Here is a 17,278-nt window from a genome sequence, read left to right as displayed (position 1 = left end):
CGCTGAGCTACCGAGCAATAAAAGTTAAAAGAACGTCCGGTGACCAAGTGGTTAATCCCGCTATGCGGGACTCTACCGCTGAGCTACCGAGCAATTTTCCAGAGGAAAACGAGAAATAAGTGGGCTTGGAGTCGGCTTGTCAACGGTGTTTTGGGAAGAAATTCATCGCTTTGGGAGGAAAGTGCCGGATGACTTGGAATTCATTGGCAATCAATTATCCCGGGTGGTAGGCTTCCCAGTATGATTACCCGGATGAGGCTCTATTTTCTTGGGACTCTAACCTGCTTTATATGCATGGAGCCGTTGGCAGGCGAGCCGGCATGGCGGAGCCAAAAGCGGGGGGTGAGCGCGAATAACCTGACGAGCGAGCAGGTGGCCCTCCTGGCTGAGGGGGTCTCATGGGTCTATAACTGGGGTCCAGACGAGGGCAATATCGAGGTGAATGGCCAAATGGAGTTTCTGCCGATGATCTGGAGTGACCGACAATACGAGCTGGACATCGTGGAGTCCCGACTGGCAGGAGGCGAAAGGCCCTCCGCGGTGCTTCTCCTGAATGAGCCAAACCTGCTTGGGCAGGCCTTTCTGACGCCTGAAATCTCAGCGGATTGGATCACGCATGTCCATGAGACGCTGAGCGAATTCGAGGTTCCCTTGATCGGTCCACAAATGTCCCTGGGATCATCTGCTGACCGTTCGATTACTGCCTGGGATCCCATCCAGCAGACAGAGGTCACGTACACGACCATGCTGATGTTCCTCGATGCCTACGATTATTACATGGGCGATTTGAGCCTCGAGGGGATTTCCATCCATCCATACGGGAACATCGGTGAGTTGAAGTATTTTGTGGATGTGATCTATGAGCGCTATGGCCAACCCGTCTGGGTGACTGAATTTGCCTTTTGGGATGCCCCGGATGCAGAGGCTGAGTATGCCTATATGATCCAGGCCTTGGAATTCCTTGAACGCTCTCCAAAGGTGGCTGGCTACGCCTGGTTCAAGGCAGACCTCGGATCACGGAACAAGTTGAGCCTGCTTGAAAGTGGGGAAGCTCAACTGACCCGACTGGGTGAGTTGTATGTAAACTTCCCCGCCTTTGACCCAGACTATCATTATTCCGTACCTGGGCGAATCCAGGCGGAAGCCTATTCCTACAAGGACGATACTATCGTCCTGACAGAATCGGACTCAGAAGACGGCTTTGCAGCGCTGAAAGCCGGACGTGGATTTGGTTGGGTGCATTACCAGATCAATGTCGCCGAGGCTGGAACCTATCGCCTGAGAGTCCGGGTAACAAGTGAGTTTTATGATCCGATCCCCGAACCGGATGGGCCGTCGGAAGTGATGGATCCACCAAGCGGGATCGAGCGAGACCTCTTTTTCACGACAGGGCTGCAAGCGGGTGAGCAGACCCTTCAAATAATGCTCAAAGGGCTCAATGCGAAAGTGGATTGGCTGGAGTTTGAGCGTATTGATTGAAGGGCAATACAGTCTTTAATGATAGGATAAGCATTTCTTGCGACTCTCATCGGCATTTCTGATAATTGAAAGAATGGTCCTTAAACTGTGTCATATCAGTTGGCGGACTGTTGACAGAATGGTAGCCGGGCGGCTGAACGGTTTGTATGCGTTTGTCACTGTTCTTAGCCTGTTGTGTGGGAATATCCCTGCATGCCGATGACCTGATCGAGCTGAATCCCTTCATTGTTGTCGCGCCGAATCTGCTTCCGCTGGACGGCAGCCTGCCGGGCGAGCAAATCCGGGAATCTAAGCCACTGGACTTGGCGACCATCCTCTCGGAGGAAATGCCGAGCATCGCGCTCTCGCGAAAAAGCCCGCTGGCGGGTGACATTGTCCTGCGCGGCATGACCCGAGACAACATCCTCATCACTGTGGACAACACCAAGACCTTTTGTGCCTGCCCGAACCGGATGGATCCCCCGGCATTTCACGTGAGCTCGCAACAGATCGAGGCGATCAGTGTGCGGGCGGGCCCGTTTTCAGTCAGGCAAGGGGCGACCACTGGCGGGGCCGTGTTTGTGAAGACAACACCGGCCCCGGACAGTCTCTCAGCCCGGGCCTATGGATTTGTGGGAAGCTTTGGGTACCGCGCTGCGGGAATCACTGCCGGGGCGCCACTTCAGGATGGAAAAGCCCAGTTGCAGGCGGGCTTGTACACGCAGTACGGGGATGTCTTCGAGGACGGTGATGGGATCCCGTTTACCCGTCTTCCGGGAACCAATTACCAGAATGGTCGGATGACAGGTCAGGCCTTCAAGGTGATTAATCTTGAGACCAAGCTGTCCGTCAATTTGTCCGGCGGAAAGGTCATCGCGTTTAATTACGCCTTGCAGGATGCGCAGGATGTCCTGTACCCGGGCCTGAAAATGGATGCCCTGACGGACACCCTGAATCGCGGTGGGATTTCGTTCAAGATGCCGATGGAGTCCGGTATTGCCGACTCGCTCAGTGTGAGTGTGGCGGTCAGCACGGTGGATCACGACATGCGGGATACATTCCGGAAGAGCGCTCTCATGAATCCGGCTTTTGCGGAGCGCGGATACATGATGCGGACCGAGAGCAAGACGGGTTATTTCGGGCTCATGCTGGAAGGGCGCAAGGAGCTCGATGCAGGCGTCTTGAGTTATGGATTGGACCTCATGGAGCGCCAATGGGATGCCGCCAACCAGATCATGATGATGGAAAATGACATGCTCCCGGATGTGAGTGGCCGCAGCGCAGGCGCATGGGCGGTCATGGAGCGGGCAGTGGAGGCATGGAAATATGAATTGGGCGCCCGGGTTGATTACACGCGATCACGCGCACAGGACGATATTTCATTCGTGCAGGCACTTCGGGGCACTTCGACCAACAAGACGGATGACTTGCTCGCCTCAGCCTATGTCCTGACCAGTTATGATCTTGACCAGAATCGCTCGCTCTTTCTTGGCCTGGGCCATGGGGAGCGCCTTCCCGACCCACAGGAGCGTTACCTGAACCTGAACCGTCCAACCGGCAAGCCGGATTGGGTGGGTAACCCGGATTTGAAACCTGTGCAAAACACGGAAATCCAGGTGGGCGGGCGTTTTCAGGTAAATGGATTCTCCACCTCGGTGTCCGTTTTTCATTCATGGCTGGGCGATTACATTTACCTCGGAAGTATCCAAACCACCAATACAAAAGCGACCACCTACGAGAACATTGATGCGCGCCTCTACGGGACTTCGCTCGACCTTTCCTACCAACTCGCGGACCGCTGGAATTTCCGCTCCGCGATCGCCTGGCAGGAGGGAGTCAAGTCCTCATCGTTACCGGGCTCGTCCAACAAAAACCTTGCCGAAGTTCCGCCATTGAAAGCGGTCTTCTCGCTGACATGGAAGGGCGAGTCGGTCGCGGTCAGGTGCTCGGCCCAGTTTCAGGATGACTTGAGCCGGATCGATACCGACCTGAATGAGCAACCCATTGATTCCTCATGGGTGATCAATCTCGCAGCCCATTGGAACCTGAATTCGCACATCACGCTCAGCGGGGGAGTCGACAACCTCTTGGACGAAACCTACGCAGTCGCCAATTCACACCTGCGGGATCCCTTCTCCAGTTCAGTTATTGTCAATGAACCGGGCCGCTTTTTCTTCCTGCGCTTGTCGGCCGAGTATTAGCGTTCGAAAAATGATTCCAATGCGCAGCTCAAAACACTCGCCATTCTTGTATGTTTCATAGAAGGCTAATCGCATGAAAGGTATAAGTCTTCTCCTCAATCTTCTCTGGTTTGTCCTGGGTGGATGGATCATGGCTATCCAGTGGTTCATCGGCGGGCTCATCCTTGCCATCACAATTATCGGGTTGCCCTTCGTCCCCGGAATCTGGCGCATCGCCATGTTTTCCGCTTTCCCATTCGGGCAGGAATTGATCGATTCCCCAAAGGGCAGGGGAGGTTCGGTCTTCTCGGGCCTGCTCAACATCTTCTGGCTCATCTTTGCCGGCATCTGGATTGCTATCAGCCACGCCCTCGCGGGTATTGTCCTTTTCATTACGATCATTGGGATTCCCTTTGGATTTGCCCATTTCAAGCTGGCCGGCGCCGCCCTCATGCCGGTTGGGAAGGAGATTGTGCCGAAGCCGCTGAAAACGCGGTGAGCGCTGCATCATTTAACTCCGAATTACGCGGATCACACGAAATCCAAAGTAGTGCGCTTTATAGTTTTTATAGTATTCGGGTGATTTGCGCGACTCGTAGTTAGACCTGTGTGATTCCCAGTTAAAACACCCGCAGCGTCCCGTTGCCGGTTTCGCGGACCCACGCCTTCAAATCGGCCAGTGCTTCCTCGGGAGGGTAGAAGCAGAGGACCCGCAGTCGCGTCTCGCCGATGGATTGTTGTTGGAGCTGCTTTGTGAGATCCCGCAACTGCGCCCATGGGACATCCTGCCCGCCACCGCCGGGGGGTGTGCGTTGGAAGTCGCAATCGCTGACGAGGAATAGCTCATCCAGCTGGGGATCCATGGCGAAGGCCTGTGTCATGACGGCCTCGATACCGTTGGGAAAGCCGCCATTCCAGTTGTGCCCGCTGGTCCCGTTTGTCCGGAAGGAGGAATTGATCCATTCGCGCGCTTCCTCACGAACCTTTGTTGTGGCAGGAACCAGTTCGTCGCGGAAGGCTTGCCATTTGCGGGTGAACTGGATGATCCCGAAGAGGTGATTGGGACCGAGTTGGTCGACAAATTTGTGCACTTCCTCGCGCAGCTTTTCCATGGAGACCCCGGCGCGCTCCATCTTGCTTTTCACCGAGCCCGAGACGTCCAGCAGGAGAACGATGCGCCGGGCGCTGAGGCTTTCCCCGAGGAAGGAGACCGGATCGGGTGGGGGAAGTGAATCCGCATCCATCCCGTCCGTGAAGGCACTCAGGCTACCCTGAAAAATCGACCCCATCGGGAGCATCGCTCCCATCGCCCCGATTGACTGGGCCAGATCCGGGGATGCCACCGCCAGCTCCGGTCGGGTCGCCTCCAGCATCGGCTGCATCAACGTGTTCAGGCCCTCCGATTGCATCCGGTTCAGCTGGGCCAGCTGGTTCTCGGTCGTGCGCTGTTGCTCCCGATGCCGGGTTGCCGATCCCGCCGGCAGCTTCAGCGTTGCCTCTTTGTGTGGCTGGGGATCCAGCACCCCGATCAAGACCGCCAACCCCAGAATCACACATTGAAAAGCCAGCGCCAGCCCTCCCGCCAGAAGCCCCTTTCGCCAGGCTCGGCGCTGGGACCGTGTGGCCGACACATCCCTGCGATCCGGGTCCGCTTGCATGCTGAGAGATTGTCTTCGCTATCGTCAGCCACACAAGGCCTCAGCATGCCCACTTTAGACCGATTTCACCGCTTGACCTCCCTCGGTTTCCAGTTCTTTCCGGCTTCACATTTTTTTATGCAATAAACGCTTGACCAACCAAGGCCCCCGAATAGCTTCACTTCTCATTACCCAATTTGGGGTGGTAGTTCAGTTGGTTAGAACGCCGGCCTGTCACGCCGGAGGCCGCGAGTTCAAGTCTCGTCCATCCCGCCATTTTAAAAAGGACCCGATTCGAAAGAGTCGGGTCTTTTGCATTTCCGACCAATCAACCTGCCTTGTAGACCTCAATTTGAGATGGTGAAGGGGATGCGCACACGGACGCGGGAGGTGACGATTTTGCCGTCCTTTTCCCCAGGGATGAATTTCCAGCGCCGGACGGCGTCGGTGGCGGCCGATTCGAAGACCGGGTTGGAGGATTTAAGGATTTCAATGCCTTTGGTGAGGCCCTCAATAGTAACGAGAAACTGCACAACAACCTCTCCGCTGATCCGGTTGCGTTTGGCATCGGGCGGGTAGATCGGGGAGGGCTGCTGGATCGCCTTGGGCTGGGTCGTGAGATCCTTAATATCGACGAAGGGGTCGGGAATATCCCCGGTTGGCAAATTAATTTGCGTGCCGCTCCCGATGCCCCGCAAATCCGGATTAATGATGATTTCAATATCCGTAATGGTGGGCGGCTGCACATCCGGCTTGAAGTCATCAATTGGCTTGTCTTTTGGCGGCGGGGGAGGCGGAGGGGGCTCCTCGTAGTCGGGAGATTCATAGGGAATGGTATCGGTGTCCGGTCCCGACGGAACTGGATCATCGGTATTGGTCCACTGCACAAACGGAATGGCGAGCAGAAGCGCCACTACAAAGAGAATGGAAATCCAGAGCGCCCCGGAAGGGGTCTTGTTTGAGACTTCAGGCACAGATGTCATGAAAGCTCTATACAAGATTAACGGTTCCTTGCCAAGCCTGCTTAAACGAGGCCTTTATTGTGGCTGGCTGTCCGCATCCGGTGAAGAGTGGTTCATCCAGAAAGCGGGGATTCCACTATCGCTGAGCCCCTCCGAGCAGGCAACTCCTGTCACCATCGCTATTATTGATGACGGGGTCCGCATAACCCACGAGGAGTTAGCGCCTTTCCTGTGGGTGAATCCGGGGGAAGTTCGCTGGAACGGAATTGATGATGATGGAAACGGGTTGAGAGATGATGTGCACGGTTGGGACTTCGGGGACCGCGAAGCGCTGCTCTGGTTTGTCACAGACGGTCAAAACCAGGGCCAGGGGTGGAACGTCCAGTATGAGTTTGTCGAGGCGGACTAGGATCAGGGAATTCAGCGGTATTAAAAGGCTTTCGGGCGCCTGCATATTCCTGCATCATTCCCGCATAAAACGAGAGTTTTTTACATATAAGATTGCACTCAATTGCAGTTTTTCTGTTGACACTGCAGAGTCGATGCCATTTCACTCTACATCGTTACGGTGCGATTTGCCGTAGCGTGAATTAACGTTAATCACTAAAAATCCTAATTATATGAAAAAATTACTCTTAATGGCTTCGCTAGCCGGACTTGTCACAAGTTCATTGTCAGCGCAGTTAAATTTCACGGTCGATCCGGGTGCTGCTTGGAACGGATTTGTGAATACCTTCAGCGTAGCAGACGATTCCTTCCAGTTTGGTTTTGGCTATGGCGATTTCCCGAATGCTCAATCCACCTTTTCGGGCAGCACGCTGTCCTTAGGCGCTAACAAGGGCATTTATGATGTTGAAGCCGCTAACCCTGTCTGGGTAAACCAGACGACTGGCGATCCCGAATTGTACATTGAGTACGCCTTCTATCAAGAAGTCGTCGGTGCAGCTATTGGTACTACAGTCAATTTCGACTTTGAGACAATTACTCAGGGCTTACCCGCTGGCTACAGTGTGGTAGCTTTTGCCGCGGTCTTGGATGGTTTTGTAACGTGGGCAACGACCCAGTTGGAAACCGCTCCGCTCGTATCCGGTGTGACGGACAGCCTATCCCTCGTGGTGGCATCGCCCGGCACAGGTACTCCTGTAGTACAAGCTGGATTCCGTGTCACTGGCCCGATCCAGCCGTCGCTCGACGAGTTCTTCAACCCGAACCCGCTGACCCTGCAGTACGCTACGGTTCAAACTCCGGTTCCGGAGCCGTCAACCTACGCAGTCCTGCTTGGTTTTGCTGCTCTTGGTCTGGTGATCTATCGTCGCCGCAAGGCTTAATCTGAGCACATCTTTAGAGATTTTTAATTTCTAAATTACAAACCCGCTATTTTCGGATAGCGGGTTTTTTTATTCCTGATTAGATTCTCCCTAGGACAATCCGATAAACGATGAAAAAACGAATAAGCCCCCGTCGTCTTTGGGCCATGCGGCTGATGGCCATGGTCATTATTCCTGTTCTGTTTATCGGTGGACTTGAGCTGCTGTTAAGAGTGACGGGCTTTGGCTATCCCACGACCTTTTTCCTTCCTAGCAGGCTCGATGGAAAAGAGTATTTAATACCCAACTACAAATTCAGTTACCGGTTTTTTCCGCCAGCCTTGGCGCGGGTTCCATTAGTGTTTCGGATGCCAGCTGAGAAGCCGGAGGGTACCTACCGGATTTTTCTATTTGGGGAATCAGCTGCTTTGGGCGATCCTGAGCCAAGTTACGGGGTGGGGCGTCAGCTTGAGATACTTCTGGAAAACCGTTATCCAGGGAGAGAATTCGAGGTCATCAATGTCGCGATGACCGCGATCAATTCACATGTAATCCTGCCAATTGCTCGGGAGTGTGCCCGACTGGATGGCGACCTGTGGCTGATCTACATGGGCAACAACGAGATGGTCGGCCCGTTTGGAGCTGGAACCGTCTTTGGTTCAAAGGCTCCCAGCCTCTGGTTTGTCCGGCTAGGCCTTGCCTTGAAAACGACAAAGATCGGCCAGTTGCTGACACTGCTCTCTTCTGTTTCTGATGGCGGAGAGGCTGATTCTGGAAATTGGGCAGGTATCGACATGTTCAAGGAAAATCAGCTCAGGCTGGATGATCCGAATCGCCTGCAGGCCTACGAAAACTTCAGGGGAAATCTTGAGGATATCCTCAAGGCGGGTCGAAAAGCTGGGGTGCCGGTTCTACTGAGCACTGTGGGGAGTAACTTGAAGGATTGTTCACCGTTTGCCTCGCTGCACCGGGAGGGCCTTGATTCCTCGCAAGAAGCGAAATGGGATGCCTTATTCTCGGAAGGAAATGCCTTTGAGGAGGCAGGTGATTTTGCTTCTGCTCTGGGGAAATATGAAGAAGCCGCGGAAATTGATTCTGACTATGCCGAGCTGCAGTTTCGGATTGGCACTTGCCTGCTTAAACTTTCAAAGCCGATTGAAGCGAAGGAAGCCTTCGTCCGGGCAAGGGATCTGGATGCGCTGGCGGTCAGGGCAGACACCCGAATAAACGCAATTGTGAATGAGACGGCGCTTAACAGCGAAGGCCAAGTCGTTCTTGTTGACGGAGTCGATCTGCTGGCACGCCAATCTTCCGACACAATTCCAGACCAGAACCTTTTCTACGAGCACGTCCACTTTACGACCAAAGGGAATTACATTCTGGCCAGAGCCTTCGCGGAAGAAGTGGCCCAGTTTCTACCACCCACTATTCTGGAAGCGCAGGAAGAGGAGTGGATCAGGGAGTCCACATGCCTAAAGCAGCTGGCCCTGACAACCTGGGATACAAAACGGCTCTGGCAGACAGCCCTGGGGCGAATCAACGTTTCTCCATTCAAGGAACAAAGCAGCCATTCCCGAACTGTGAGTCATATCCGGGAACAATTAGGACAGATCGATAAAGGTATCACGATGCAGACGCCGTGGCGGGACCGGAGCCTTTACATTGCCGCTTTGAGACGAGCGCCTGAGGATACAATGCTTCTTGGCAACTACGCGCAATTCCTTGATGGAACAGGATCTGGTCCCGAAGCTATTGAACAAGCTCGGCGGTTCTGTGACATGTTACCTGACCTCGCCTGGCCACATTACTACCTGGGAGTATTGCTCTTGAAGGGGGAAAGGTTTGCCGAGGCCAAGGAATCCTTCGAGAGAGCTTTGGAGATTCGCAGCAACTTCAAGCAGGCGGCCAATGACCTCAAGACAGTAGAGAGAAAATTGAACAGGCTCAATTAGGCACGAAATGCCTTTGGGGATTCTTGATTCCTTAAACCCGAGCCAGCTATCTTTGGAGTGCGGGCTTCTTTATCGGTTGTGTAATCACCATAAAGCTTTTCGCTTAGAGACACCAATTATGAGATCGCAAAAATTAGTCATGGCAGGAGCGATCCTCCTTGGTGCGATCAGCCTGTCTGGTCAATTGCCGGAAATCAGCTTCACATTTGTCCCGCCGCAGGGATCCGATGCCAATTTGACCGGTGAGGTAATGAATGTGAACCCGGAGGATCATCGGGTGGCTGTTTATATCTATGTTCATGGATGGTGGACAAAGCCGACCAACGCGCAACCGCTGAGCATGATCGATTCTGGCGGAAACTGGGTCTGCGACATTACGACCGGCGGTGCGGACCTCGTGGCCAAAAAGATCGCGGCATTTCTCATTCCGGTGGGTTACGATCCGCCGATTCTCAATGGGACGGCTGAATTCCCAGTGGATCTTCAAGTAACTGCTTTGGCTTCCATCCAAGTGGATCGGCAAAGCGTGAATGCTTTCCATTTCTCCGGTTACGACTGGGATGTGAAAACGTCGGGTGGATTCCTTTTCGGTCCAGGACCCAATGTCTTTTCAGATGATCTTGAAAATGTCTGGGTCGATGCAGAAGGAAAACTGCATTTACGGATTACCTATCGTGACGGGCAATGGCGTTGTGCGGAGGTGATCTCAAATGACTCATTTGGATACGGGACTTACCGGTTTTATGTGGATTCCCCGGTTGATGCCTTGGATCCGAATGTGGTTTTGGGGCTTTTTACATGGAGCGATGATCCTGCGTATTCCTACCGTGAAATCGACGTGGAGATAACCCGTTGGGGGGATGCCCAAGACCCGACGAATGCGCAATTTGTCGTCCAACCATGGAATAACCCTGGAAATCTGGTACGCTACACGATTCCCCAGGGAAGCGCACCGACCACGCACAGTTTTGACTGGCAGGCCGATCAAATTGCATTCGCCAGCCACGATGGTGCGTATGCGCCACCTCCGGATGTCACCCCACTTTTGACGCAATGGACTTATACAGGGCCTGACATTCCAGTCCCCGGCGATGAACAAGTACGAATCAATCTCTGGCTTGTTTCCGGCCTTGAGCCAATTGATGGCGAAGAAGTCGAAGTCGTCATCAGCCGGTTTGTTTTTATTCCTTCGGTCGTCCCGCCCCCCAAGCTCACATTTTTGGAAATGGATGATCAAGGAAACCTCCAACTCAGTTATGCCGGAATTCCACAGCTCCTCTATAATCTCCAAAGTTCTCCGGATTTGGATCAATGGACAAAGGTGCAGTCCCAGATTTCTGACGAAGCCACGTTTCAATTTAGCGCACCCAGTCCATCGGTTTCAGAAAAAGTCTTCTACCGGGTCCAAGTCCCCGTGCAATGAGTTTGGAGTTTATAAAGCATCCTTGTTATGGTTGTAAGTGGCATTAGAGGTTCCAGATTGTGGCTCATGCGGTTCGCTGCGATGCTGCTAATCCCGGCCTTGTTCCTGGGCATATTGGAGCTGGCCCTTCGCGTAGCAGGTTTTGGCTATTCAACAAATTTCTGGGTACCGAGTACGATCGACGGGGAAGAGTACCTTGTCCCGAACACGCAATTCACGTATCGGTTTTTCCCGCCGGCCTTGGCGCGTGCGCCCTTGCCGATGCGGATGCTGGCGGAGAAGCCGGAGGGGACTTATCGGATATTCTTGTTTGGGGAATCGGCGGCGTATGGGGATCCTGATCCGGCGTATGGGATGGGTCGCCAGCTGGAGATCCTGTTGCGGGAACGCTTCCCGGGGACGGAGTTTGAAGTGATCTGCACGGCCATGACGGCGATCAATTCGCACGCCATTCTTCCGCTGGCGCGGGAATCCGCAAAACTGGATGGCGACCTGTGGATCATCTACATGGGGAATAATGAGATGGTCGGGGCGTATGGCGCAGGGACCGTCTTCAGTTCGAAGGCACCGCCGCTGGGAGTTGTCAGGGGGATACTTTTTCTGAAGAGCACGCGAATCGGGCAGTTGATGGACACGCTCTTGTCTGGAGGAAGTAACGACTCCATGGATCGGGATGATTGGGATGGGATCAACATGTTTACCAGAACTTCTCTTCGGTACAATGATCCAAGCCGGTTGACGGCCTATAAAAATTTCCGCGGAAACCTTGAGGACATTCTGAAAATCGGGAAGAAGGCGGACGTACCGGTTCTCTTGAGCACGGTGGCAAGCAACTTGAAGGATTGTGCACCGTTTATATCGCTGAATGACAAATCCCTTGGCACATCCCGCTTATCACAATGGGAACAATTCTACGCCCTTGGCCGGCAGAGCGAATCGGCGCAGGCATATGGGGAAGCCTTGTCCTATTATTCACAGGCCGCTGAGATCGACCCGAATTATGCCGAGCTGCAGTATCGCATGGGGCAAAGTTTTCTTGCCATGGGAAATGCTGAATCGGCCCTTGAAGCTTTTGAAAGTGCGCGTGACCATGACGGGTTGGCAGTGCGCGCCGATACGCGTATCAACCTAATCATCCAGAATGCGGCCAAGAATGCGGAGGGGAAAGTGTCCCTTCTGGATTCAGCAAAGGAATTGAGTGCGGAGTCATCCGGGATAATTCCCGGCAAGGAACATTTCTACGAGCATGTGCATCTAACCCTGAATGGAAACTATGCACTGGCGCGTGCAATGGCTGAGCGGATTACCGGGATGCTTCCGTCTGTAATTCTCGATACAGACAGTGGGGATTGGGTTTCCCTGGAGACGTGCAACCGGGAACTGGCGGCGACCCTCTGGGATCAGCACCGACTCTGGAACAACATGCTGAAACGGGGATCCGTTCCTCCCCATACCGCACAGTCAAATCATCGGGCAAATCTGGAATATCTCACCCAGCAGGCACAAAAGGTGATTGCCCAAATCACGAACAAAACGCCACAGGAAGACCGCGCCTTGTACTTGGAAGCGATTACCAAATATCCCAACGACAACCTGATCCATGCCCGCTTTGGGCAATATCTTGAGGCCATGGGATCAAGGAACGAAGCAATTGCCCAGTTCCAGAAAGTCTGCGAGTTGCTGCCCGACGTGGAATGGCCGCATTTCTATCTTGCGGAACTCTTTTTCCGCGCGGGCAGGAAGGATGAGGCAAGGCAGTCCCTTTCGCGAGCCCTGGAGATTCGTCCGGATTTTGCCCAGGCCCTCAATAAATTGTCGGAAATTTAAAACATCCGGTCAAACTCGCGGTTGTTCTTCGCCGGGTGCCAGTGCGTCGCGTCCTCCGGGTTGATCTTGATCTTCAGGAGATCCTTTCCAAGAAGGCGAAGTAACAGCCCCATTGGCATGACGAGCAGAAAGAAGAAAAGCACAAGAAGCAGCTTCCCGAAGGTCTGCCCGATATGGAAACTGACCGTCATGCCGCCCCGGTAAAAACCACGAAACCATCGTGGTCGGACGAACGAGGCACCCAGAGCAAGCAGCGCCAGGCCGATCCCTGCCAGCAAAAGCATTGATGGGAGGATAGCGTTCCACCAAAGCATCCAGAGGATCAGGTTCGCACTGAGTCCCATGACTCCTGTGAACTTGATCCATTCAACTGGGTTTTCCTTCAAGCGTAGCATTGTGTTAATCGGGGACTGGGTGAAAGGATTGTTTCACGCCTTCATGCGGTTGGTCAGCGCGCTTGAGAAGGAAGTGACCGATGGCCAGGTAATCCATCTCAGTATTGACAAAGCAACGGTACGCATCGTCCGGCGTGCAGACCACCGGTTCGCCGCGTACATTGAAGGAAGTATTCATAAGGACAGGACAATCCGTCTTCTCCTCAAAGCGTTTCAGGATGGCATGAAAGTTCGGGTTTTGGTCGGCGGTCACCGTCTGCACACGGGCCGAGTAATCGACATGCGTAACGGCGGGGATTTTGGAACGCAACTGTTTGAGCCGCTCAAGCCCGGAGGCCGGGGGAGGGGACTCAAGGCGCTGATCCGGATGGACTGGAGCCACGATGAGCATATAGGGGGAATTCGTTTCCAATTCAAAGAACTCGGGGGTGTGTTCCAGCAAAACGGCCGGGGCAAACGGCCGGAAGGATTCACGGAACTTCACCTTCATATTCAGGATTGACTGCATCTGCGGTGAGCGCGGATCCCCGAGGATTGAACGGTGGCCAAGGGCCCGCGGACCGAATTCTATCCGCCCCTGAAACCAGCCAACAATCTTTTCGTCTGCAAGATGATCAGCAACTGTATCTAGTAGCGACTCCGTATCCAGTTTTCGATACACGGCATTGTGCGTTTTCAGAACGGCTTCAATTTCCTTATCTGGAAATTCCGGTCCGAGAAATGCCCCCTGCATCGCATCCGGTTGAACCACGGAGCGCGGTTGTGGAGCATCCTTTTGCATATGCCAGACCGCGAGGGCTGCGCCAAGGGCACCGCCCGCATCGCCAGCGGCGGGCTGTATCCAGATATTTTCAAAAATCTTCTCCCGGAGAATACGCCCGTTGGCAACGCAGTTCAGGGCCACACCGCCCGCCATGCAGAGATTGTTTTGCCCGGTCAATTCACGCGCATGCCGGGCCAGCCGGAGCATAATCTCCTCAGTGACCACTTGTATCGAGCGGGCGACATCCATGTGGCGTTGCTCAACCGGCGTCTCTGGCTTGCGCATCGGTCCACCAAACAGTTGGTCAAACTTGGAATTGGTCATCCGAAGGCCACGCAGGAAGTGAAAGTATTCCAGGTTCAATTGCAGGGAACCGTCATCCTTGAGATCAAGGAGGTGCTCATAAATGGCATCGACGTATTTCGGTTCCCCGTACGGAGCAAGTCCCATCAGCTTGTATTCCCCGGAGTTGATCCGGAACCCGCAATAGGCAGTGAAGGCAGAGTAGAGCAGTCCGAGAGAGTGGGGGAAGCGCAGTTCCTTGAGAATTGTAACCTCATTGTCTTTTCCCATCCCAACCGTCGTGGTCGCCCATTCCCCCACGCCATCAACTGTCAGAATGGCCGCCTCTTCAAACGGGGAGGGAAAAAATGCACTCGCAGCGTGCGACTGGTGGTGCTCGGTGAAGAGAATCGGCGTCTCCTCTCTTAAACCGGATAGTTCATACCGGAGCGTTCCACGCAGGTTGAGCTTTTCCCCAAGCCATGGCGGCAGGGCCCGCGGAAAGGTCATCCAACCTCCCGGGGCAACCGCAAGATAGGATTCGAGCAATCGGGCAAACTTGATGATCGGCTTGTCGTAGAAAACGACTGCGTCCAAGTCGGACTCCGAAATGCCTGCCTGCTTTAAGCAGAAAGCCACCGCATTTCTTGGAAATCGCTCGTCATTCTTTTTGCGACTGAAGCGTTCCTCCTGGGCGGCCGCAATGATTTGTCCGTCACTCAGCAGCGCCGCTGCGGAGTCGTGGTAATATGCTGAAATGCCAAGGATATGCCGCACGCGGACCTTTTACATGAAGGGATACATGAGCGGCGCGAGGACGGACCCACCGGTAAAAACAATAACCGCTGCCAGAAGAAGCAGAATAACGACAAGCGGGATCAGCCACCATTTTTTCTCCTGGCGAAGGAACAATAGAAATTCTTTAAATAACTGCCACATGATTGCGCTTAATCTCAGGTAATTTCTTTATGGAGTAAAGGCCTTAAAGAACCGGACAGGATCTGCATTGCCAACAACTCCCGATGAATTTCACTGGTGTGATGGCTAACTCGGATATGGCGACAGACGCCAACAAATCAAGCACTCCGGTCAAACGGATTTCCTATTCAGTACCTCTTCTTTCTCCTCGGGATATGCAAAGCAGGGCAAAAGCCGTGTACAAGCGCCTTTCGGCCCGTCGGAGTGTTCGCGATTTCTCCACTGATCCGATTCCAGAGGGAGTGCTTGAAGACGCCATCCGCTCGGCTGGCACAGCCCCCAATGGGGCAAATCAACAGCCATGGCATTTTGCAGTTGTCCGGGACCCTGAGATCAAACGGAAGATCCGTCTGGCCGCCGAGGAAGAGGAGCGGGCATTTTACAATGGTCGTGCACCGAAAGAATGGCTGAATACCCTGGCACCTCTGGGAACCGATGCCGAGAAGCCTTTTCTGGAGACTGCTCCCGCACTTGTCGCCATATTCATGAAATCGAAAATCAAGGCCCCCGATGCAACATTGCGAAAGACCTATTATCCAAAAGAGAGTGTTGGGATTGCGACGGGATTCCTAATTGCCGCCCTGCAGGAAATTGGTCTTTCAACCCTGACGCACACGCCGAGCCCAATGCAGTTCCTGAATCAAATTCTCGACCGACCACCAGAGGAAAAACCCTTTCTTTTACTGGTTGTTGGCTATCCTTCAAAGTCTTGTACGGTCCCGGCAATTCAGAAACTGCCCCTCGAACAGATCTCCAGCTTCCAGTAGTCTTGTCTATTTTTTTCGGTTCCCTATAAATCCAGCGAATGCCAGGGAAAGCCCCATCAGAATTTCCATCCTCCGGACTCCTGCAATTGGGTATCGGGACGCTCTGCCTGAATCTTATCCTCGTTATTATCAAGCTGACAACCGGGCATATGGGCAATTCGCAGGCCTTGATTGCCGACGGGCTTGAGTCGGCAAGTGACATTATTGTCAGCCTTGTCACGTGGGGCGGTTTCATGCTGTCCCTGCGACCTCCCGATAAGAACCATCCGTTTGGACACGGGAAAATTGAATCCCTGACCGGGCTCTTTTCAGGTCTTTTTCTCATTGTGGCAGCTCTGGGGATTGCCGCTGTTTCAGTCAGGGAAATCAATGACTTATCCCACGAGGTACCATCGTGGTATACCTTGCCGGTGCTCCTCCTGGTCGTGGCAGCCAAGGAATTTGTTTTCCGTAAAATTGAGCGCTACTCAGATGATCACAAGAGCTGCGCCCTTGCGGGCGAGGCATGGCATCATCGTTCGGATGCGATCACCTCCGCAGCGGCAGCCTTGGGAATTTCCATCGCCTTGATTGGCGGTACTGATTGGGCTACAGCCGATGACTGGGCGGCCTTGGTGGCCTGCGTATTTATCGCCTTTAATGGCACCCGCATCATCCGGTTATCCCTGCATGATGCCCTCGATGGAAATGTGGAAACAGGATTTATCGAGTCCCTTAAAGGACAGGCAAATCAACATGTCGATGTCCTGAGGGTAGAAAAGTGCCGGGTCCGGAAGAGTGGGGTGGATTATTTCCTGGAGCTGCATCTTCAGGTCGATCCGGAAATGAGTGTCCTCAAAGGGCATGATCTTGGCCACCAAGTGAAGGATAACCTGATGAAGGCCCATGCAAACCTTCGGGACGTGGTTGTCCATTTGGAGCCGTATGCAGGGCAGCATCCCGATTGAACACAGGACCGGACTTGGCCGATTCCTCCACTGGTTTCCTTAAGAAGCCTTGCCGTCCTGGCGCTTTTCCCCGGCCTCCTTCATCAGGGCTTTTGCTGCTTCGAACTTACCCGTCGCACAGGCACAAAAGGGACACAAGCGCCCATGGTATTTCAAGGCGACCTTCTCTCCCAAGGTGAGGTCGCGCTCACAACCGGTCTCCACCAGAGCCAGCGCCTTTGTGCAGTTTGGAAGGCACTCACAAGCGCTTTCCATGAGACGATTGCTCCAGGATCGGGAGGTACTTGGCTTGGATGGCATATGATTGGGTTATCCACTCCTGAGGGAATTTCAAGACAAGGGGACAATTCAAGCTGCTGACGCTTGACGCCCTGTAAATATTATATTACCTAAGATTACC

General features: G+C 53.7%; 16 protein-coding genes and 1 tRNA gene. 11 read left to right on the top strand and 6 right to left on the bottom strand.

Annotated elements, in window-relative coordinates; all coding sequences use genetic code 11:
• The first annotated feature begins 294 nt into the window (after nucleotides 1-294).
• From G0Q06_RS05595 to G0Q06_RS05585, 3 genes are all read left to right on the top strand, one after another.
• Entirely contained in the window at nucleotides 295-1,479 is a 1,185-nt protein-coding gene (locus G0Q06_RS05595) for a glycosyl hydrolase (protein WP_163963263.1), read from the top strand.
• Nucleotides 1,480-1,625: 146 nt separating this feature from the next.
• Nucleotides 1,626-3,659, top strand: coding sequence for a TonB-dependent receptor (locus tag G0Q06_RS05590; protein ID WP_163963261.1), 2,034 nt, complete (start codon nucleotides 1,626-1,628; stop codon nucleotides 3,657-3,659).
• A gap of 73 nt (nucleotides 3,660-3,732) precedes the next feature.
• A complete protein-coding gene (locus tag G0Q06_RS05585) occupies nucleotides 3,733-4,137 on the top strand; it encodes a YccF domain-containing protein (protein ID WP_238710283.1) in 405 nt (134 codons plus the stop codon).
• A 121-nt stretch (nucleotides 4,138-4,258) separates the two neighbouring features.
• On the opposite strand, the gene G0Q06_RS05580 is transcribed toward G0Q06_RS05585, so the two are convergent.
• Entirely contained in the window at nucleotides 4,259-5,296 is a 1,038-nt protein-coding gene (locus G0Q06_RS05580) for a vWA domain-containing protein (protein WP_163963259.1), read from the bottom strand.
• A 178-nt stretch (nucleotides 5,297-5,474) separates the two neighbouring features.
• Here G0Q06_RS05580 and G0Q06_RS05575 point away from each other — a divergent pair.
• Nucleotides 5,475-5,551, top strand: a tRNA-Asp gene (locus G0Q06_RS05575).
• A gap of 71 nt (nucleotides 5,552-5,622) precedes the next feature.
• On the opposite strand, the gene G0Q06_RS05570 is transcribed toward G0Q06_RS05575, so the two are convergent.
• Nucleotides 5,623-6,258, bottom strand: coding sequence for an energy transducer TonB (locus G0Q06_RS05570; protein WP_163963257.1), 636 nt, complete (start codon nucleotides 6,256-6,258; stop codon nucleotides 5,623-5,625).
• On the opposite strand from G0Q06_RS05570, the gene G0Q06_RS05565 reads away from it, so the two are divergent.
• From G0Q06_RS05565 to G0Q06_RS05545, 5 genes are all read left to right on the top strand, one after another.
• On the top strand, nucleotides 6,257-6,646 hold the full coding sequence (locus G0Q06_RS05565) for a hypothetical protein (protein WP_163963255.1): 390 nt from the start codon (nucleotides 6,257-6,259) through the stop codon (nucleotides 6,644-6,646). The two genes, G0Q06_RS05570 and G0Q06_RS05565, sit on opposite strands and share 2 nt — an antisense overlap.
• A 229-nt stretch (nucleotides 6,647-6,875) precedes the next feature.
• Nucleotides 6,876-7,565, top strand: a complete 690-nt coding sequence (locus G0Q06_RS05560; RefSeq protein ID WP_163963253.1) for a PEP-CTERM sorting domain-containing protein — start codon at nucleotides 6,876-6,878, stop codon at nucleotides 7,563-7,565.
• A 110-nt stretch (nucleotides 7,566-7,675) separates the two neighbouring features.
• On the top strand, nucleotides 7,676-9,496 hold the full coding sequence (locus G0Q06_RS05555) for a tetratricopeptide repeat protein (protein ID WP_163963251.1): 1,821 nt from the start codon (nucleotides 7,676-7,678) through the stop codon (nucleotides 9,494-9,496).
• A gap of 118 nt (nucleotides 9,497-9,614) precedes the next feature.
• Nucleotides 9,615-10,919 (top strand): glycoside hydrolase family 16 protein, encoded by a 1,305-nt coding sequence (locus G0Q06_RS05550; protein ID WP_163963249.1) that lies wholly within the window; start codon nucleotides 9,615-9,617, stop codon nucleotides 10,917-10,919.
• 81 nt (nucleotides 10,920-11,000) lie between these two features.
• Entirely contained in the window at nucleotides 11,001-12,746 is a 1,746-nt protein-coding gene (locus tag G0Q06_RS05545; protein WP_238710281.1) for a tetratricopeptide repeat protein, read from the top strand.
• Here the strand turns inward: G0Q06_RS05545 and G0Q06_RS05540 are convergent.
• Genes G0Q06_RS05540 through G0Q06_RS14455 form a run of 3 tightly spaced genes read right to left on the bottom strand, consistent with a single transcriptional unit; the run spans nucleotide 12,743 to nucleotide 15,125 of the window.
• Nucleotides 12,743-13,141, bottom strand: coding sequence for a hypothetical protein (locus G0Q06_RS05540; protein ID WP_163963246.1), 399 nt, complete (start codon nucleotides 13,139-13,141; stop codon nucleotides 12,743-12,745). The genes G0Q06_RS05545 and G0Q06_RS05540 overlap by 4 nt on opposite strands.
• Before the next feature lie 4 nt (nucleotides 13,142-13,145).
• Entirely contained in the window at nucleotides 13,146-14,963 is a 1,818-nt protein-coding gene (locus tag G0Q06_RS14675) for a carbamoyltransferase N-terminal domain-containing protein (protein ID WP_163963244.1), read from the bottom strand.
• Between the two features lie 9 nt (nucleotides 14,964-14,972).
• On the bottom strand, nucleotides 14,973-15,125 hold the full coding sequence (locus tag G0Q06_RS14455) for a DUF5989 family protein (protein WP_238710279.1): 153 nt from the start codon (nucleotides 15,123-15,125) through the stop codon (nucleotides 14,973-14,975).
• Between the two features lie 101 nt (nucleotides 15,126-15,226).
• On the opposite strand from G0Q06_RS14455, the gene G0Q06_RS05530 reads away from it, so the two are divergent.
• Both G0Q06_RS05530 and G0Q06_RS05525 read left to right on the top strand, forming a co-directional pair.
• Nucleotides 15,227-15,931: a nitroreductase family protein gene (locus G0Q06_RS05530; protein ID WP_163963351.1), complete on the top strand. Its 705-nt coding sequence runs from the start codon at nucleotides 15,227-15,229 to the stop codon at nucleotides 15,929-15,931.
• A 38-nt stretch (nucleotides 15,932-15,969) separates the two neighbouring features.
• Complete coding sequence (locus tag G0Q06_RS05525; protein ID WP_163963242.1) at nucleotides 15,970-16,878, top strand: cation diffusion facilitator family transporter; 909 nt, start codon at nucleotides 15,970-15,972, stop codon at nucleotides 16,876-16,878.
• A 39-nt stretch (nucleotides 16,879-16,917) separates the two neighbouring features.
• Here G0Q06_RS05525 and G0Q06_RS05520 read toward each other — a convergent pair whose 3' ends face one another.
• Nucleotides 16,918-17,178, bottom strand: a complete 261-nt coding sequence (locus tag G0Q06_RS05520) for a hypothetical protein (RefSeq protein WP_163963240.1) — start codon at nucleotides 17,176-17,178, stop codon at nucleotides 16,918-16,920.
• Nucleotides 17,179-17,278 lie beyond the last annotated feature (100 nt).

This window comes from Oceanipulchritudo coccoides (assembly GCF_010500615.1).
Classification (GTDB): domain Bacteria; phylum Verrucomicrobiota; class Verrucomicrobiia; order Opitutales; family Oceanipulchritudinaceae; genus Oceanipulchritudo; species Oceanipulchritudo coccoides.
This window is presented reverse-complemented; position numbering and strand designations above follow the sequence as displayed.